We start from the raw sequence: 18,418 nt of genomic DNA, 5'->3' as shown, positions 1-18,418 counted from the left end.
ATTTTCTTACATTATATATATGCAAAGATACGACATTTATCTGCTAAATCATCATTTATAACGACATTTATCTGCCAAAACATTGTGGTATCGCATAAAATTCGTAACTTAGCAACGCACAACCTAAGCCTAAGTTTATGAACATACTACACCGTAACATACAATCCTCTCACAGGACGCACGCCGCAATTGCGGCTGTCCTGTTGTTCGTCGCCAGCTTCTTCATGCTGTCATGCGACAACGAAGACGACTCGTTTCCCGTTTATCCCATCAACCGCCCCAACGCCTTGGTGACGGTAAAGCCTGACAATAGCGGCATGAGATTTATGATGCAGCTGGACGACTCCACCACCATAAACGCCGTGAACATCCAGAAGGCACCGTACGATAAGGAAGTGAGGGCTTTCGTCAGCTTCCGTATGCTGACTCCGCCAGACAAGCGCCGCCATTACGATGTCTACGTCAACTGGATGGACAGCATTCTCACCAAGCCGATGAGTGCGTACGTGGAAGCGGGTCAGCCTGCCGCATACGGGGAAGATCCCGTGGAGATTCTGAGGGAATGGACTGTCGTGGAGGACGGTTATCTCACCATTCATTTCCGTACTCAATGGGCGGCCAACAACACGCCGCACATCGTAAGACTCGCCCCTACTGACAACACCACCCCCTACGACCTCACTTTCTATCATGACGCGCAGGGCGTGAAGGGCGGCTATTGGGGTGACGGCATCGTGGCGTTCCGCCTCAACGACCTGCCCGACACCAACGGCAAGACGGTGGAAATGACGCTAAGATGGACTTCGTTCGGAGGAAAGAAGTCCACAACTTTCAAGTATACTACAAGAAAAGGCTCGACGCAAATAGAAGGATTGTGCTATGCGGCGAGCGGTCAGTTCGAGAAAGCCATTCGATAAGCCAGAACCATCTGCACTCCCCCTCTCATTGCGAGGAACACTAAGAAAGCCAGCCATAGGGCGTGGTTTTGCAGCGTCGTGTGCAGCAGAGCGTAGACGAGGAAGAAGCTGATGGCGGCTATGGCTGAGGAAAGCAGCATGCCGCGGGTTGCCGTAACGCCGATGAACACGCCGTCCCATACGAAGGCTGCCATGCCGCAGAAGGGAATGGCGGCAGCCCAAAGCAGGTAAGACGATGACGCGCCCACCACCTTTGCGTCGTCAGTAAGCAACGACAGAAAGCCCTCGCCACCGAAGGCGTAAACGGCAGTATAGACAGCGGAAAGAGCTATGCCCCATCGGAAAAGCCTGCCGATGGTACGACTGAATTCAGCCTTATTGCCCGCTCCGTAAAGCCTTCCGCACAACGCTTCGCCAGCATAAGCGAAGCCGTCCATCACGTAAGAGAACAGCGTGAAGAGCTGCATAAGAAGCGTGTTGACAGCAAGCACAACGGCTCCATAGGAGGCTCCTGCGGAGAGAAAGAAGAAGTTTACGGCTACGAGAAACAGCGTGCGGAGGAAGATGTCGCGGTTGACGGCAAAGAACCGCTTCAGCGCGTCCGCCTCCATTATCTCCCTCCAGCATATCCTATGGAAAAGGCGTGCGCCATAGGTGCGTGTCCATAGCCATGCCGACACGATTATGCCGGCATACTGCGCCACCACCGTTCCCATAGCCACACCTTCCACCTTCATTCCGAACACATAAACGAACGTGAAGCTGGCGATGATGTTCACGACGTTCTGCATTATGGAAATCATCATCGGCAGCCTCGTGTTCTGCATTCCTACGTACCATCCCGTCAGAGCGTAGAGGCTCAGCATGGCGGGAGCTCCCCAAACGCATATACAGAAATAGCGCCATGCCATGTGGCTGACGCTGTCCTCAGCCCCCACCATCCAGATGGCAAGGCGTCCTATGGGCAGCTGCATAACGAGGATGGCGGAGGCGATGGCGAGTGCCACGGACATGCCGCGTGCCATAATCATAGCCACTCCTTTAAGGTCGCGGCGTCCGAGCGCCTGCGACGTCATACCACTCGTGCCCATGCGAAGAAATCCGCAGAGCCAATAGATGACGTTGAAAATCATGCTGCCCACTGCCACGGCAGCTATATATACGGCATCGCCCATGTGACCGGCTATTGCCATGTCCACAATGCCAAGAAGCGGTACCGTCACATTAGAGATAATGGACGGTACCGCTATGCGCAGTATTTTACTGTCTGTATTGTTCACAAATTATTTACTTTAAAGGCTCGAAGCCCTCACCGAATACGCCGTGGCAGAACGTCTGCGAAACCACAGCGTTGGGGTCGATGGCCTTGATTACACGCAACACCTCCTGCGACTCGTACTTACGTGTCAGCACCACGAGCATGTCCACTTCGGCTTTGCTATACCATCCCTTGCCTTCCACGAGCGTTACGCCGCGGCGCACGTCCGTATTGATGCTGTCGGCAATCTCCTGATACTTCTTTGAGATGATGAGGAACTGCACGGTCTGGCGTGCACCGTTGATGACGTAGTCGCAGCAGATGGTGGCTACGAGCGTAAACGCCACACCATAGACTATCTTCTCCGTGCTGTTGAAGAGAAGGTAAGAAGAGCAGATGATGGTGCAGTCAACGAACTGCATGGCGCGTCCGAAGCTCATATTGAAGTACTTATTGAGCAGAACGGTGAGGATGTCCGTACCTCCCGTCGATCCGTTATGCGAGAAAACCAAGCCGAGACCGGCACCACACATTGCACCGCCGATCAGCACGTGCATGAACGTGTCCTTGCCAGCCGTGATAATCGGGTTGGCTGCGAAGAACGGCTGCAGGATGCCGACGAAGAAGAGCAGGATGCCCACGCCGGTAACCGTACGGACAACGAACTGCAGGTTCAGCGCCTTAAGGGCGATAAGAAGAAAGGTGCAGTTGAGTATGAGAAGCGAAATCCATGTCTGGATATTCGTTGCGTAATAGATAAGCGCCGCTATACCTGACGCACCACCCATAACCACTCTCTCCGGAAGGATGAAAGCCGTGTAACCGACCGAATAGGAAAGAATGCCTAAAACTATAAAGAAAATGTCTTTATAGCGGTCAAAAAGGCTTCGACGAGTCGACAATGTTTTTTCTCCCATGATTTGTTTAATGAATAATAGTTGCTGTGACTTTATTAGTTCTACATAGTATCCAAAAAGGATTGTCCACAAAGGCGTGTCTTCAATGGATGTGCAAATTTATATAATTCTTTTCAATTCCACAACAAATAACGACCTTCTTTATTTCATAACGCCAAATATCCTTCCCAAAGCCCCGCTATTGCCGACACTAATCAGTCGGTGCGTATCTTTCTTGACCCTCAATTGGATATTTGCCGTAAAAATTTTACGGATAAGATAATTTCATGTATCTTTGTAGACAAAGTAAATAAACGAAGGGCATGGCAAAGAAAGGCATCAATCGCATCAATATTCCAAAACAAGGCTACATAGACTTCGATGAATACATCCGCCAAGGCGAGCCGAGCAAGAAGGAGAAAGCCTGTATATGGCAGACAGCAATCGGGTTGCAGGCAGTGGATGGGTTGCAGACTTCTGATTATCTGAAGGCTACGGCTTGCAAGCACATTGAGGGCGAAATAGACATTGATGAAGCACGTGAACTGATAAAAAGCTATTATCAGTCGAAAACCCAGCGCGAGCCGGATGACGAAGAAAAGCAAGAGGCGGATAAAGTCTCTGCCAACATCACCAAGATACTTTCGTCTCAGACATTGGATTTCAGCACTGGAGGTTATATCTCTGTCCATCGTAGGATTTTTGACGGTGTGTTTAAGCATGCTGGCAAACTGCGTGATTATGATATTACAAAGCGTGAATGGGTGCTTGACAGTGATACCGTAAACTACCTGAACTGGGAGGATTTGAGAAGAGCCATTGACTATGATATCAGTCATGAAAAGGAGTTTAGCTATAAAGGAATATCACCTGACGCCATGGTGGAACACATCACCCAATTTGTTTCTGGTCTGTGGCAGATTCACGCTTTCTGTGAAGGAAATACTCGCACAACGGCTGTATTCACAATTCTCTACCTCCGTTCTATAGGTTTCAAGGTGGACAATAGCCTTTTTGCCCAACACTCGTGGTATTTCCGCAATGCCTTGGTTCGTGCAAATTACAAGAATGCCATAAAAGGAATTGATTACACTTCTGTGTATTTGGAGCGTTTCTTCCGAAATCTGTTGTTGGGCGAAAAATGGGACTTGCGTAACCGCTATCTACATATCCATGCAACGGACGAATGGAATGTGCAGCCCAAACTGAACATACCCACAAGAACCCCACAAGTTCAGACCGAACATCCCATAAGTACCCCACAAGTAAAAGACAAGCTGCATACAAGTAATCCTTATATATTGGAGCTGATACAAGTCATAGGGGTCCAGGAAATGTCGGTAAAGGAAATGTTGACCGCAATTGGACTTAAAGAACGGAAAAACTTCCTTAATCTTTATCTGAATCCTGCTGTCAGTGATGGATACGTACGTTTGCTTTATCCTAACTCTCCAAGACATCCTCGTCAGAAATATTTGCTGACCGTGAAAGGGTTAGCGGTGTATGATGAATGTGTCAAATCAAAGTAAAAATTTTCTAACACGTCCTGGTGTTCATCATGCAAATATCGTACAAAGAGTAAAAACATGTTACAAAATAAAAATCAATTATAGAGAATCAAAACGCTGCTTTTATGGTGTTATGCTGTGCAAACAGCACCAATGTTTAACAATAGCGCCGCTTTTACAGTCCAATAGTGCCACTATTAGAGTGTAAAAGTGGCGCTATTGCATGATAAAAGTGGCACTATTGGAGTGTAAAAGTGGCACTATTGCGCTTGTTTGGTTACCTTATTCATTGCACGCTTCTCTTCTCAATCGCATAATTAACTGTGCATCAATGCACTATGACTGCACACTCAAAACTCAAGAATTTCGCACCAAAGATTTTGTTGTGCGCCGAGCTCGCACTCCTGGCGATTAGAAATGCAAATATTGTAACGGACAGCATGCCCATAATCACGCCCTACAAACTATACTTGTGGCTCCTTTCATATCTTTTTACAAAAATATAGGGGGGGGGGGAAAGCTTGCATGGTATTACAAAAATATGTAAATTTGCGACATTTAAACACCAAACAGTCGAATATTAACGATAAACTTTTGCTTATGAATATCATTGTAAGACGCACTCTGCTTTCAGCCAGTATCCTTTCCATAATGCCGATAATGGCAAATGCCCAAACAGACAAAGATTCGATTAATTATGACTTGAAACTTGACACGGTGCATGTTACTGCCCGCCGCCCTATCATAAAAACGGAAGGCAGCAAGGACATCGTGCATGTGAAAGGCTCTTACCTTGGTAAGCTGGGCAACCTCGGCAACATGCTCGTTGCCACACCGGGCATCTCTACTGTGGGACAGAACATGTATGAGGTGGTGGGAAAAGGTGCGCCTAAATATTATGTAGACGGACGCGAGGTGACATCACAGGACATTTTCAAGACCATAAAAAGCAGCAACATCGACCGTATTGAGATAGAGCGTGAGCCGGGAGGAAAATATCCTGCCGGCACGAATGCCGTCATCAACATCATCACCATCCGTCCTCTTACAGACCGCATTTCGCTCGACTTATACAATACGGCAACCTTCAAGCGCAAGGTGTCGGACAATCCCTCGTTCGAATTCAAGGCTAACAAAGGAGTATGGACATCCAGCCTGACATACGACTATGGGACATACGGCAACCTGAACAAGGAAACTTATTTTACAGAAATCGCTCATCCCGACTACACTTTCCGCTCGGACGAGAGCAATAACAACTATATGAGGTCGTTCTCTCATACGGTGACATTTGCCAACGACATAAACTTCAGCCCCAACCATAGGCTCAGTCTGGTATACAACTATGCCCACGAAAAGGAACACACAAACGACACCGAGACGCTGACATACAAAGACAGGACCAAGACCACATTAATGGATGTGATAAGGAAGGAAAACACCCTCTCCAACCAGAACACCTTCTCTATGTCTTATGCCGGAAAGACGGGAAAAAACTCGTACCTGTTTTTATCAGCCGACTATTCCATCATTGACAATGACACAAAATACACAAGCGACGAGACAAACAGGCAGACACTATACAACAACTACTCACTTACCAATAACGATGGCAAATATAATCTTGCTACCATAAACTTGGCGTATAATTTCGCTTTACCATACAAAATAGGTGCTGAGACTGGAGGAAGATACTATAACACACACCATTCTCTCCACTACGCCACGTCCAACAAGATGGCGACAAACGACCAACAATCCAACCATCAGGTTCTGGACGACAATGTTTCTGCCGCATACCTGACCTTACAACGATCATGGAAGAACGTATGGGCAAGCATCGGCGGACGCTATGAATATTCTGACACCAAAATAAACATTGACACGAAAAGCAACAGCTATAAAGCCGCTCGACACACATCAGACTTTCTGCCTTCAGCATCGGTAATATGGACACCAAAGCAAGGTCTGCGTTTCCAAGCTCATTATAACCGCAGCATACAACGCCAAGGATATATGGGACTGGTGCCATTCTCCGTATACAAGGATTCACTGTCATACACAAGTGGCAACACACAGCTGTTACCTGGCTATACGGACACCTATTCGTTTTACACAACATGGAAGAGCCTGACACTCGGGTTTATATATAGTCACACCACCAACGAGATAAGCAACGTGACATACAACCCGGACCAGAACACGGACATCGTATGCGAGATGCCACTGAACATGAACAATTCTGACTCATATCAGATATTCGCTTCATACAGAAAATCATTCGGCAAGCTGTTTTTCAGCGGAACGGCAAGCATGCGTATTCCACGATTCAGCTATGAATATCTCGGACAGAAGTGCAAGGCAAGTAAAGTAAGCTGCTCAGGCAACGCCAATCTGAGCTATTTCATCAGTTCTCATTTCACGGCATTCACAAACTTCAGCTTTCAAAGCTATAACGAACGACTGAACCGCGTACAGAAAGCCGCCAACAACTGGATGGCAGGATTGCAGGCAAATCTCCTCGATGACTGTCTTTCCATATCATTGACGTTTACGGACATCCTGCACAAAGCCAACTATAACAACTTGGACTATCGCTATATGAACACACGCGAGGGCACATACGGCAGCAACGACATGCGCGGAATAAGCCTGTCGCTCTCATACAGCCTGTTCAATCAGAATCTGAAAGTGAAAGGTTCACGTAACGACCAAGAGGTAATAAACAGAACAATGTAAGAGCTGTTGTAGGATTATTCTCAGACTTCCTTCACGCCGGCACTTCCCTTCAGATACATATAGTCGTTAAGGACGGTGCGGAGGAAGTCTGCGCTGTCGGCGGGCTGGCTGTCTTTCGGCAGAGCGAGCACCCGGCAGACCTTTGCGGCAAGCACGTCAAGACGCTTGTCGCTAATCTTCGAGTCGGGAGCTACGGCACGGCGGATGATGTCTGCCTGACGCGGCTTCAGCTTTGTGGCTGTGGCGTAGGTGGGACGGAAGTCGCGGCGGGCATAGTCGAACTCGCTGAGAGAGATGCGCATGCGCGACATATTCTCCTGCCGAATAACCATCGTACCGGCGGCAAGGTCGCCGAGACGCTGACGGCGCTTCGTACACATTATCACCACAAGACCCATACAGCCCATGTATATGTCGACGATTTCGCAGACAAAACGTAACAGCAGGGCACCTGACGTAGGCGACGATCCGTCAGCCATCACCACACGCGTCTTCATCACATACTTGCCTAACGTCTGACCGTCAAACAGCAGTTCGGAGAGAAACGTGTAGGTGAAGATGGGCATCAAGAGGATGATTACGCAAAGCACCTCGAAGAACGTGTCGTCACCAATGCCTGATTTGTCCAGGAAGAATAAGGCAAAGTAAGTGTAAGCCACCAAAACAACGGCGTCGATGATGCGTGCAAAGATGCGATCGCCGATGGTGGCTGGTGTCTGTTCTATGCAAACAAAGTTTCCAGTAGTTATATCTGACATTTTTCTTTACTTTTTGTTTGCAAATTTAATATTTTTATTTAAATTTGTCCACTCATTAACCACAAATTATCATCACATTGCAATGAACGAACTGGCCTTCATTCAGAAAAACATAGAAAAGTGGGAACATGTGGAGATAATGGCGCAGGACCTGTCGGAGGAAACACCCGACGACATCGCCGACGCTTACACCGAAATAACCTCTGACCTCGCCTTCGCCTACACTCACTTTCCCTCGGCACGCATCACGCTCTACCTAAACAATCTGGCGGCTGTCCTACACAACGCCATCTATAGGAACAAGCGAGAGAAGCGGTCGCGCATGCTGACGTTCTGGACGCGCGAGGTGCCGAAGACGATGTTTGAGGAGCGGCGCCTGCTGCTCGCCTCGTTCATAATCTTCATCGTCAGCGTGCTCATCGGCATAGCATCGCAGGCAGCCGAGCCCGACTTCTGCCGCATAATCCTCGGCGACTGGTATGTGGAGCGCACGCTTGACAACATCAGCAACGGCACGCCGATGGCAGTGTATGACGGCGGTTCGGAAAGCTCTATGTTCATGGGCATAACGCTTAACAACATCGGAGTGGCGTTCCGCATCTTCGTCTTCGGACTGCTGACGAGCGTCATGTCAGCCATAATGCTCTTCTATAACGGCATAATGTTGGGATGCTTCGAGGCGTTCTTTGCACAGCACGGACTGTTGGGCGAGTCGCTCGTGGCTGTCTTTCAGCACGGCACGCTCGAGATTTCAGCCATCATAGTGGCTGGCGCCGCCGGACTTGCCATCGGCAACGGCTGGCTGTTCCCCGGCACATACAAGCGCCTCTACGCCTTCCGCCGCGGAGCAAAGCGCGGACTGAAGATTGTGGTGGGCACGGTGCCAGTCTTCATTGTGGCTGGATTCATCGAAGGCTACATCACGCGCCACACCGAAATGGCGCTCAGCATCAGGCTCGGCATCATAGCCCTCTCACTCGCTTTCATAGTGGGATATTACATTGTGCTGCCACATTATCTATATAGTAACAAACAATAAAAAACATAAAGACCATGGGATTCATCAAACACCAGATTTCTCCGTTCTTCCGTCGCAGAAAGTTCAGCGACAAGTTCAGCGACACCACCGACTTCATCACAGCCAACTGGCGTCCGCTGCTGAAGATGCTCACCATCGCCATTCTGCCCGTCTGCGCAATACAGGCGCTTAGCCTCAACAACCTGACATCCATGATGTACGGCGAACTCGCTTCCGACAGCGACGACACGATGGGCATACTCGCCGGATTCGGACTCAATTACGGCGCAACGATGATATTGGGTATGATAGCCTCGCTGTTCCTTATCAGCATCGTCTATGCATTAATGAAGCTCTATCATGCCACCAACGAGGACGGCACGCCCGTAAATGAGGACCTCACGAAAATGACGTTCAAGGAATTTCTGCCTTACGCAAGACGACAGATGGGAGCGGCATGGAAGAGCGTCTTGGCATTCATGCTGTTCTTCGTCGTAAACATATTACTGGTGGTAGCAATCATAGCTGTGCTTCAGGCTGCCAACATCGGAGTCTTCATGATACTCTTCGCATGGTTCATCGCCTTGATTCCGCCTGCCATGCTGCTGATTCCCGTCTATTCGTTTGAGCCAATCGGTTTCTGGGCAGGAATGCGCAAAGCCTTTGTCTACGGATTCAAGACATGGGGCGGCATCGTTGCCATCACTTTCGTCGTCGGCTTAATCACAAACGTCATTTGCGGCTTTCTCTCTGTTCCTTATATGCTGACGGCTATGGCAAAAGCTTTTTTGGCGATAGAAAACTCAGACGGGTTTTCTTTCGTAAACACCACATGGTTCAGCCTCATCTCTTATCTGTCAGCCCTTCTCTATATTTACGTCTGTTATGTAGGCTATTCTGCATTGCTCATTGCCATAGCTTATCAGTACGGACATGCATGCAGCGCTCTCGACATCGACAACTTTGACCACGAAGATAAAGACTTCGACGACTTCGATAAAGACGCCACCAACGAAGACAATTTTTAAACAATGACCGACACACTCATAGTTGACTCACTCCGCCTGGCACAATGGCGCACCCAACCCGAATACGGCTACGACTCGGAGTTTAAGGGTTCTGACTTCTCGCTGATGGATTGGTTGGCGAGCCAGATAGATACGCTCTTGCAGGAACTGTTCGGCAGTCTGTATGTGGGCGGAATGGGCAAGGCTGTGATTTACGTGCTCGGCTTCTTTGCCATCGCCACCGTCATCGGCGTCACGTTCTATCGCCACCCCGAACTGCTGCGTCTGCGCCGCAAGGAAAAGCAGGACACAGACTATACCGTCGAGGAAGACACCATCTACGGCATCCGCTTTGACGAAGCCATCGCCGAAGCACGCTCACGAAAGGACTATCGCGAGGTGGTGCGTCTGACTTACCTCAAGACGCTGCGTGCGCTGAGCGACGCCGACCTCATACACTGGATTCCGTCGAAGACTCCGTTGCAGTACGTGGCAGAATATGAAGACCATCATCTGCGACACGCCACAATGGTGTTCGTACGCATAAGATACGGAGGCTTTGAGGCAACTGAGGAGATGGCGGACGAGATGACGGAGGACAACCGTGTCATAGAGGCGGACATCGTAGCCAAAGCCAAGGCTGAGAAAGACGAAGCTAAGACTGAGAACAACGAAGCCACTACGACGTCGGCTGACGAGAAAGGAGGCAAGGCATGAAGAGTTCGCGCTTATATATAATAGGTATAGTGGTGATGATAATCGTCTGCTTCGTCTTAGGGCAGCGCATGCCTCGCAACTTCACATGGAGAGCCACCTTCCATCCGAACGACCGCCAACCTCTCGGATGCTATGTCTTTGACAGCGTAATGGCACAGACCATGCCACGTGGCTACGAGGCAAAGCGAAAGACACTAAGTCAGATAGCTGCTGACACAGCGGACCGACATAAGAACGTGCTCATCGCAACCGAAAATCTCTCTTTCAACGAGATGGACATTCGTGCACTGAGAAATCTGCTGAAAGGCGGCTGTCATGTGATGATGGCATATTGCGACACGCAAGACGGCTGTTATTCAGACTCCATCCTCGCCTACGACTACGGACTTTACGCCTATAACTTCACGTACCTCAACATACGCTACCTGAAGATGAGACTGCGAAACAAGGAAGAGAACGCTTACGCCACGGTGAGTTGGGATGCGGACAGCCTTTACCCGCAAGGAGATTATCGTATGTATACAGACATGATGTCAGGAACGGTTATCACGGACGACAGCCGTAAGGACAAAGTAAGTTACGACGTACTTGCCCAGAGAACCATCCAAACAAATCTACGCTACGACAACAGTCCGTTCTTCCCTGCAACGCTGGACTCTATAAAGAAGAGACTGCTTGAGGAAAACAAGGACATAAAAGAGGTGACAGCAGTCGACTGCTATGACGGATTCCGCCTTACGGAGAAAGACAGTGCGGACGTATGCCTGAATCTTGCCGTCACAAGGAAAGTGGGGAAAGGAAGGCTCACCATCGTAACCATGCCTTATCTCTTTACCAATTACGGCGTATTGGCAAAGGAGTCGTCGCCGCTGACGATGCGACTGATGACGCAGATAAGCGACCGACCCGTCATCCGCACCACAAGCTATTCGCCAGACTATGACGGTTACGACGCTAAGATGTCGCCCATGAGGTATGTGTTGAGCCGGAAACCGTTGCGCGAGGCATGGTATCTGACGGCTTTCACGCTCCTCCTCTTCTTCATATTCAAGGCTCGTCGCCGCCAACGCGTCATACCCGTAATGACGCCGCCAAAGAATCATTCGCTGGAGTTTGCGCAGCTTATAGGCACCCTCTACTATCAGCGTGCCGACAATGCCGACCTTGTACGCAAGAAGACACGCTTCTTTGCAGAGCGCATCCGCTCAACGATGGCTGTGGACATCCTCGAGAGTGTGCTTAGCGACGACACCGTATCGACCGTCGCTCGTAGGACGGGAATGAAAGAGAAGGAGGTGGAGGACATACTCAAAAGACTCCGAATGGACTACTGTACGGAGGGCAACATTGACGACAAGGAAATGAAGTGGGCCATTGACACCATCAATGACCTGACGGAAAGGATTTGAAAAACATTCAGAAACAACTAAAAAGACAATGGAAACAAGAACTGACCTTACTGCCTTTGCCGCCAAAATCGGCGAGGTAAGAAAACGCATAGCCGACGTCGTTGTCGGACAGACAGAAGCCGTGGACATGCTTCTCACGTGTATAATAGCTGACGGACACGTACTGCTGGAGGGCGTACCGGGAGTGGCGAAGACGCTCCTCGCCCGTCTGATGTCGCGCCTCATCGACGCTCGCTTCTCACGCATACAGTTTACGCCAGACCTTATGCCGAGTGACGTTCTCGGTACGTCGGTGTTTAATATGAAGACGCAGGAGTTCAGCTTCCATCCCGGTCCTGCCTTCGCAGACATAATCCTCGCCGACGAGATAAACCGTGCACCGGCCAAGACGCAGGCGGCGCTCTTCGAGGTGATGGAGGAACGACAGGCCACCATTGACGGCACGTCATACAAGATGGGCGACGTATACACCATCATCGCCACCCAGAACCCGATAGAGCAGGAAGGCACTTACCGCCTGCCAGAAGCACAGCTCGACCGTTTCCTGATGAAGATAACAATGGGCTATCCTTCCTTGGACGACGAGGTGGAGATATTGCGCCGACACAACGAGCATACGTCCTTCGCACGACTGGAGGACGTGGAGCCTATCATCACGAAGGAAGAACTTACGGAGTTGAGAAAGATGATGGACAGCGTGGTGGTGGACCCATCGCTGCTGCGTTACATAGCGCAGATAGTGGGCGAAAGCCGCGAGTCGGCAGCCGTGTACGTGGGCTGTTCGCCGCGTGCTTCGGTGGCTATGCTAAATTGCGCCAAGGCGTACGCCCTCATCGGAGGTCGCGACTTCGTGGTGCCCGACGACATCAAGACCGTGGCACCTTACATCATGCAGCACCGCCTGCAGCTTACAGCAGAGAGCGAGATGGAGGGCTTCACGCCCATAGCCGTGGCACATAAGCTTATAGATAAGGTGGAGGTGCCGAAATAAAGAAAACGTATAAGGAATGTTTCTGACCAACCAATTTTATGCCATCGCCGTGGCAACAATCATCCTGCTTGCCTCAGGCAATTATTTCCCGCCGCTCTATGCGGTGGGCAGAATGCTCATGTGGCTGCTCTTCATAGCCACGGCGGCAGACATCGTACTGCTATATTATCGCCGGCACATCTCAGCCTACCGTCAGATAGCCGACCGCCTCTCCAACGGCGACGACAATCAGATAAGGCTGCGCGTGGAGAGCAACTGTCCGTTCGGCTTACGGCTTAACATCATCGACGAGATACCGTTCGTATTCCAGCGCCGCGACATCAGTTTCCGTCTGCGCCTTGCAGCACGCGAAGCCAAGACCGTAGTCTACAGCCTCCGCCCCACCCGACGCGGCGTTTACGGTTTCGGACACATCCGCGTGTTCGCCTCGTCACCGCTCTGCCTCGTGGAGCGCCGCTTCACGTGCGGCAAACCTACGGACACGAAGGTCTATCCTTCTTATCTCATGCTCCATAAGTATGAGGTTCTCGCCATAAACAACCGCCTTACGGAAATGGGCATAAAGCGCATACGTCGCGCCGGCAACAACACGGAGTTTGAGCATATAAAGGAATACGTGGAGGGCGACAGCTACCGGTCGCTCAACTGGAAAGCCTCAGCACGCCGCCATCAGCTCATGGTCAACGTCTACGAGGACGAGCGATCGCAACAGATAGTGTCTGTCATCGACAAAGGACGCTCCATGCAGCAGTCTTTCAACGGCATGACGCTCCTCGACTATGCCATCAACGCCTCACTCATGCTCGCCTACGTAGCCATACGCAAGGCAGACAAGGCAGGTCTGATATGCTTCTCCGACCATACCGACACCTTCATCGCTCCGTCACGCCGCCACGGTCAGATGGAAAGGGTGCTCGACGCGCTCTATTCTCAAGAGACACGTTTCGGCGAGAGCGACTTCAGCGACATGCTGTCCGTAGTCAGCCAGCGCCTCTCCAAGCGTTCGCTGCTCGTGGTCTATACCAACCTCACGTCTCTTCAGGCTATGGAGAGACAGCTGCCTTACCTCCTCCAGCTGAATATGCGCCACCGCCTCCTCCTTGTCTTCTTCGTGGACAATGAGAAGACCGACTTCCTGCGCCGCAAGCCCAAGACCACGGAGCAGTATTATCAGCATGTCATAACGGAGAAGATGGTGAACGAACAGCGCCTCATCGTCTCCAAACTAAGACAACGCGGCATCATCAGCCTGCTAACCACGCCCGAACGACTCTCCATCAACGTGCTCAACAAGTATCTGGAGCTGAAGGAGCAGCAGGCTATTTGAGAGTTGAGAGTTAGGAGTTGAGGGTTGAGAGTTGTTCTTAGGGATTGAAATTTGTGAGTTTAGGGTTGGGAGTTATGACGATTTTGAATTGTTTGCCGTAACAGTATATCGGATTATATTTTACGTACGCACACGGAAAATATATTTAGCAATTTGTTTGTTATTTAGGTTTAATTTCGCTAAATTTGCCACCGATATTTATTAAAAATAATCAAAATCACGTAGCTTATGAAGAGATTTTTGCTTTTTATCACAGCGATGGTTCTCGGAATGTTACATCCCCTAACCACAAGTGCCGCCCGGTCGGCGGCAAATCCTCAAAAAGCGGAAGCGCAGGCTCCCTCTTTTTATGCTGTTACTGCTGCCCCTACGGTAGGCATCAGTAAGTTCACAGCCGACTCAGACCCGCTGTCCTTGACAGAGGTGTTCTCCGACAACGAGATCGGCTACATCACCGAAAGAGTGGTGGCGGCATACGGCAACGGCAAGTTGTTCTTCTATCAGCCGCGCATCAACAACTATAATGAGGTTTGGAAGCTGCGCTTTGTAAGCTACAAACTCGACGGCGACACTTGGTCTTTTGACAATGCAGTGGAACTGGCACCAAGTTATTATTTTCCACATTTCCTTAATTATGACCCACAGACATCTACGCTCTATGGTCTGAAGAACACCATGAACGGTTGTGAGGTGTATGTCGTAGACCAGCAGACCGGCGACCAGACACTCGTACGCACACTTCCTTCATTATATAATATGGTGGTGACAGACGCTTACGGCGTGACTTATGCCACTGACTATGACGGCATGCTCTACAACATCAACCTCGCTACCGGCGAGACAAAGCAGATCGGAGCCACCGGCATTTACAGCGACGACATCATGGTGGGTATCGTCGATCCCGTAACCGGACGCCTCTATCAGAACCTCTCAAAGAGCGGCAACTATACTCTATATGAACTCTCGAAGACCACGGGCGAAGCCACAAAGGTGGGCGCTTTCCCCGCTGGCACCAACGTCAGAGGATTGGCTCCAGTAGCAGCCACCACTCCTGGCGTGACACAGCAGGCTCCCGACGCTTGCACAGACATCAACGTGGAGTATGACGTGCCAGGCGCAACATCAGCCATCATCAGAGCCACTGCTCCGACTATGTCGTTCGATAAGGTTACGCCGCTTACTGGCAAGGTAAGCGTCAAGTTCTATGTGGACGAGGAAGAAGCTCCGTTCAGAACCGTCGACAACGTAAGCGCAGGACAGACTGTCAACGTAGGTTATGAATTCAACACATCAGGCATACATAAGATTAAGGTGGTGGCAGCCAACAGCGTGGGCGAAGGTCCCGCACGTACCATCTCAACATACGCCGGCTATGACACACCGAAGGCACCGAACAACATCTCTCTCAGCATTGCAGCTGACGGCAACTACAACCTCACATGGGAAGCTCCCACAGAGGGTATCAACGGTGGCGCCGTAAACAAGAACCAGCTCACATACGTCATCACACAGTATCCCGAGGGTAAGGAAGTGGGACAGACCAAGAAGCTCGCCTTCAACGGCACCGTCACCAGCCATTCGTTCTCTGACTATTACTTCGGCGTGAAGGCTGTGGTGAACGGCAAGACCGGCGAGGAAGGCCTCTCTAACCATGCTACACACGGCGACTTCGCCGACATCCCTTACTACGACGACTTCAGCAATACTGACACTCACGGCACATACACCATCGTCAACACTCGCGACGACGCCACATGGGAGTTTAAGAATTCTAACATTGGCGGCATGGCTGCCATTTACGACGGTTCGCAGTGCAACAACGTAGCCGACGACTATCTCATCCTGCCTCCGATGAACATCTCGAAGGGCACAGAATATACCATCACATTCAAGGTGGCAAGTGCTTTCAATCAGGACTACGGCAACAACCTCGACCTGCTCCTCGTAAAGAGCAACACCGATCCTGCCAACGGTAAGACCAAGATCGGTTCGTTCGACAACATCCCCGACTACACAGAGGGACTTTCAGAGAAGACATTCACTTACACAGCCACAGAGGACGGCACAGCATTCTTCGCATTCTTCTGCCGCAGCGCTGCCAAGCGTAAGGTAACTCTCTATGACATCCAGATTCTCGGATCGAACTTCGAGAACGCTCCTGCCGACGTGGAAAACCTCGAGGCAGTAGCTGGCGAGATGGGTGAGCACACCGTAGCCATCAGCTTCGTAGCTCCTACCAAGGACGCCAAGGGCAACGCCCTTACCGACAACCTCACCATCAAGGTGTTCCGCGACAATGAGAAGACTCCTGTCAAGACATTCACCAGCATCCAGCCCGGCGAGTCATGCAACTTCACAGACAACACTGTAGGCGCAGGTCGTCATACTTACACAGTCATAACTGTTAACAAGAAGGGAGCCAGCGAGGGAGCATACACCACCGCATTTGTAGGTCAGGGCGTGCCTTCAGCACCCACAAACTTCAAGATCACCGAGGACGACGACGCCTTCATCCTCTCATGGACCGAACCGACAACGTCAAGCGACGGACATTACATCGACTTCAGCAAGCTGACATACGCCATCTATTACCAGTACGGTCTGATGGAGAACCCGCAGCTGCTCGACGGCGAGGTTTCAGGCAGCGAGCTTCGCGTGCCCAAGGCAATGTTTGACGACTACGCCAGCGCACACCAGATTCTCATCACCTTCATCATCATGGCACAGACAGAGGGCGGCATCAGCCCCATACAGATGAATGACGTTCTCTACGGTAAGGCATACACTCTCCCGTTCAACGAGTCGTTCGAAGGCGGATTCACCTCTACAGAGCCTTGGGGCATCGTTGAGGTTAGCGAGAAGTACGTAAGCTGCTGGACAATGATTACCGGTACAAGCTCGAAGAAGCCTATGGACGTATATCCGCAGGACGATGACAACGGCATGGCAATGTTCTATCAGAACAGCGAGGACGCCTACGAGGCACGCCTCATCTCGCCGCAGGTGGACATCACTGGAGTTAACAATCCTTACCTCTCATTCTACGTCTACCACTACAACAGCGCTTCCGCTACTGACAACACCATCCAGATTGAGTTGCAGTACGACAAGACATACGACTATGTAGCCATCGGCGAGCCTATTAATGTATTCGGAGAAAGCGGTTGGGAGGAGCACAGAATTGACTTCAGCAACGCCAAGGACAAGAAGTTCCGCGTAGCCTTCCACGCCACAGCCGACAAGCAGGCGCCCATCTTCATTGACAACATGACAGTGGACGGAGGCACAGAAACAGCCATCAGCTCGCTCTCTGACAGCGACAGCAGCGTTAAGACACTTGACGGCGCCATCCTTATCAACGCCGACAACGCCAAGTACAGCGTATGCAACGCAGCAGGAGCAACCGTAGCAGCCGGCACCGTAACCGGTCAGAAGGCTGTACGCCTCGCACCTGGTCTCTACATCGTACACGTAGCAGGCAAGACTGTAAAGTGCACAGTGAAGTAAATAGCATAATACATATTTAAGAAGCGCTCTGAAAGGGAAACAAGCAAAGCCTTTTCAGAGCGCTTTTTTTATTGATACGCACTCACATCTCAATTGGCGTAAGCTCTCGTATCAAAAGTTAAGCGCTCTCGTACCAATTGGCATAAGCGCCGAACATAACACTTTGACAACATTTAAGCATTGCTATTAGCAGACCACACCAGCCCCACATTACACCAACGACGCAAAAGCATAGTTTTCTGACAAAATGTATTTCTCGTTACCATTAAGCACGTTTCAGCCAAATCATTTTGACGTAAAAATATCAGAGTTTTAGTTATAAAGAGAAGAAAAGCGCTTATTTATGAATAACAGTGGTAGTAACAT

Annotated in this window: 13 protein-coding genes; 10 read left to right on the top strand and 3 right to left on the bottom strand. The window is 50.3% G+C overall.

Annotated features, from left to right (window positions below; translation table 11 throughout):
• Positions 1–137 precede the first annotated feature (137 nt).
• Entirely contained in the window at positions 138–917 is a 780-nt protein-coding gene (locus tag CHL74_RS05405; protein ID WP_094880147.1) for a NigD1/NigD2 family lipoprotein, read from the top strand.
• Here the strand turns inward: CHL74_RS05405 and CHL74_RS05400 are convergent.
• Both CHL74_RS05400 and CHL74_RS05395 read right to left on the bottom strand, forming a co-directional pair.
• Complete coding sequence (locus CHL74_RS05400; protein ID WP_094880146.1) at positions 893–2,197, bottom strand: MATE family efflux transporter; 1,305 nt, start codon at positions 2,195–2,197, stop codon at positions 893–895. The genes CHL74_RS05405 and CHL74_RS05400 overlap by 25 nt on opposite strands.
• 7 nt (positions 2,198–2,204) lie before the next feature.
• On the bottom strand, positions 2,205–3,092 hold the full coding sequence (locus CHL74_RS05395; RefSeq protein WP_094880145.1) for a YitT family protein: 888 nt from the start codon (positions 3,090–3,092) through the stop codon (positions 2,205–2,207).
• A 302-nt stretch (positions 3,093–3,394) separates the two neighbouring features.
• On the opposite strand from CHL74_RS05395, the gene CHL74_RS05390 reads away from it, so the two are divergent.
• Complete coding sequence (locus CHL74_RS05390; RefSeq protein ID WP_094880144.1) at positions 3,395–4,600, top strand: Fic family protein; 1,206 nt, start codon at positions 3,395–3,397, stop codon at positions 4,598–4,600.
• A gap of 579 nt (positions 4,601–5,179) precedes the next feature.
• Entirely contained in the window at positions 5,180–7,318 is a 2,139-nt protein-coding gene (locus CHL74_RS05385) for a TonB-dependent receptor domain-containing protein (RefSeq protein ID WP_176452176.1), read from the top strand.
• A 20-nt stretch (positions 7,319–7,338) separates the two neighbouring features.
• Here the strand turns inward: CHL74_RS05385 and CHL74_RS05380 are convergent, their stop codons facing one another.
• Positions 7,339–8,076, bottom strand: coding sequence for an RDD family protein (locus tag CHL74_RS05380; protein ID WP_094880142.1), 738 nt, complete (start codon positions 8,074–8,076; stop codon positions 7,339–7,341).
• Between the two features lie 82 nt (positions 8,077–8,158).
• On the opposite strand from CHL74_RS05380, the gene CHL74_RS05375 reads away from it, so the two are divergent.
• From CHL74_RS05375 to CHL74_RS05345, 7 genes are all read left to right on the top strand, one after another.
• Complete coding sequence (locus CHL74_RS05375) at positions 8,159–9,115, top strand: stage II sporulation protein M (RefSeq protein ID WP_094880141.1); 957 nt, start codon at positions 8,159–8,161, stop codon at positions 9,113–9,115.
• A gap of 14 nt (positions 9,116–9,129) precedes the next feature.
• A complete protein-coding gene (locus tag CHL74_RS05370; RefSeq protein WP_094880140.1) occupies positions 9,130–10,122 on the top strand; it encodes a hypothetical protein in 993 nt (330 codons plus the stop codon).
• Between the two features lie 3 nt (positions 10,123–10,125).
• On the top strand, positions 10,126–10,818 hold the full coding sequence (locus tag CHL74_RS05365) for a DUF4129 domain-containing protein (RefSeq protein ID WP_094880139.1): 693 nt from the start codon (positions 10,126–10,128) through the stop codon (positions 10,816–10,818).
• The gene (locus tag CHL74_RS05360; RefSeq protein ID WP_141241242.1) at positions 10,815–12,227 is read left to right on the top strand and encodes a DUF4350 domain-containing protein; all 1,413 of its coding nucleotides are present in this window, start codon (positions 10,815–10,817) and stop codon (positions 12,225–12,227) included. The genes CHL74_RS05365 and CHL74_RS05360 overlap by 4 nt, the downstream gene beginning before the upstream one ends.
• A gap of 28 nt (positions 12,228–12,255) precedes the next feature.
• A complete protein-coding gene (locus CHL74_RS05355) occupies positions 12,256–13,218 on the top strand; it encodes an AAA family ATPase (protein ID WP_094880137.1) in 963 nt (320 codons plus the stop codon).
• Between the two features lie 16 nt (positions 13,219–13,234).
• On the top strand, positions 13,235–14,545 hold the full coding sequence (locus tag CHL74_RS05350) for a DUF58 domain-containing protein (RefSeq protein WP_094880136.1): 1,311 nt from the start codon (positions 13,235–13,237) through the stop codon (positions 14,543–14,545).
• 228 nt (positions 14,546–14,773) lie between these two features.
• A complete protein-coding gene (locus tag CHL74_RS05345) occupies positions 14,774–18,052 on the top strand; it encodes a choice-of-anchor J domain-containing protein (protein ID WP_094880135.1) in 3,279 nt (1,092 codons plus the stop codon).
• Positions 18,053–18,418: the final 366 nt, after the last annotated feature.

This window comes from Prevotella sp. 885, from assembly GCF_002265625.1.
Taxonomy (GTDB): domain Bacteria; phylum Bacteroidota; class Bacteroidia; order Bacteroidales; family Bacteroidaceae; genus Prevotella.
Note: the sequence above shows the minus strand (reverse complement) of the source record. Positions and strands in the feature narration are given on the sequence as shown.

Excerpts from the sequence above, each read along its gene's own strand:
- CHL74_RS05360 (WP_141241242.1), top strand. The coding sequence starts at position 10,815 with ATGAAGAGTTCGCGCTTATATATAATAGGTATAGTGGTGATGATAATC.
- CHL74_RS05385 (WP_176452176.1), top strand. The coding sequence starts at position 5,180 with ATGAATATCATTGTAAGACGCACTCTGCTTTCAGCCAGTATCCTTTCC.
- CHL74_RS05380 (WP_094880142.1), bottom strand. The coding sequence starts at position 8,076 with ATGTCAGATATAACTACTGGAAACTTTGTTTGCATAGAACAGACACCA.
- CHL74_RS05365 (WP_094880139.1), top strand. The coding sequence starts at position 10,126 with ATGACCGACACACTCATAGTTGACTCACTCCGCCTGGCACAATGGCGC.
- CHL74_RS05370 (WP_094880140.1), top strand. The coding sequence starts at position 9,130 with ATGGGATTCATCAAACACCAGATTTCTCCGTTCTTCCGTCGCAGAAAG.
- CHL74_RS05405 (WP_094880147.1), top strand. The coding sequence starts at position 138 with ATGAACATACTACACCGTAACATACAATCCTCTCACAGGACGCACGCC.
- CHL74_RS05375 (WP_094880141.1), top strand. The coding sequence starts at position 8,159 with ATGAACGAACTGGCCTTCATTCAGAAAAACATAGAAAAGTGGGAACAT.
- CHL74_RS05345 (WP_094880135.1), top strand. The coding sequence starts at position 14,774 with ATGAAGAGATTTTTGCTTTTTATCACAGCGATGGTTCTCGGAATGTTA.
- CHL74_RS05395 (WP_094880145.1), bottom strand. The coding sequence starts at position 3,092 with ATGGGAGAAAAAACATTGTCGACTCGTCGAAGCCTTTTTGACCGCTAT.
- CHL74_RS05350 (WP_094880136.1), top strand. The coding sequence starts at position 13,235 with ATGTTTCTGACCAACCAATTTTATGCCATCGCCGTGGCAACAATCATC.
- CHL74_RS05390 (WP_094880144.1), top strand. The coding sequence starts at position 3,395 with ATGGCAAAGAAAGGCATCAATCGCATCAATATTCCAAAACAAGGCTAC.
- CHL74_RS05355 (WP_094880137.1), top strand. The coding sequence starts at position 12,256 with ATGGAAACAAGAACTGACCTTACTGCCTTTGCCGCCAAAATCGGCGAG.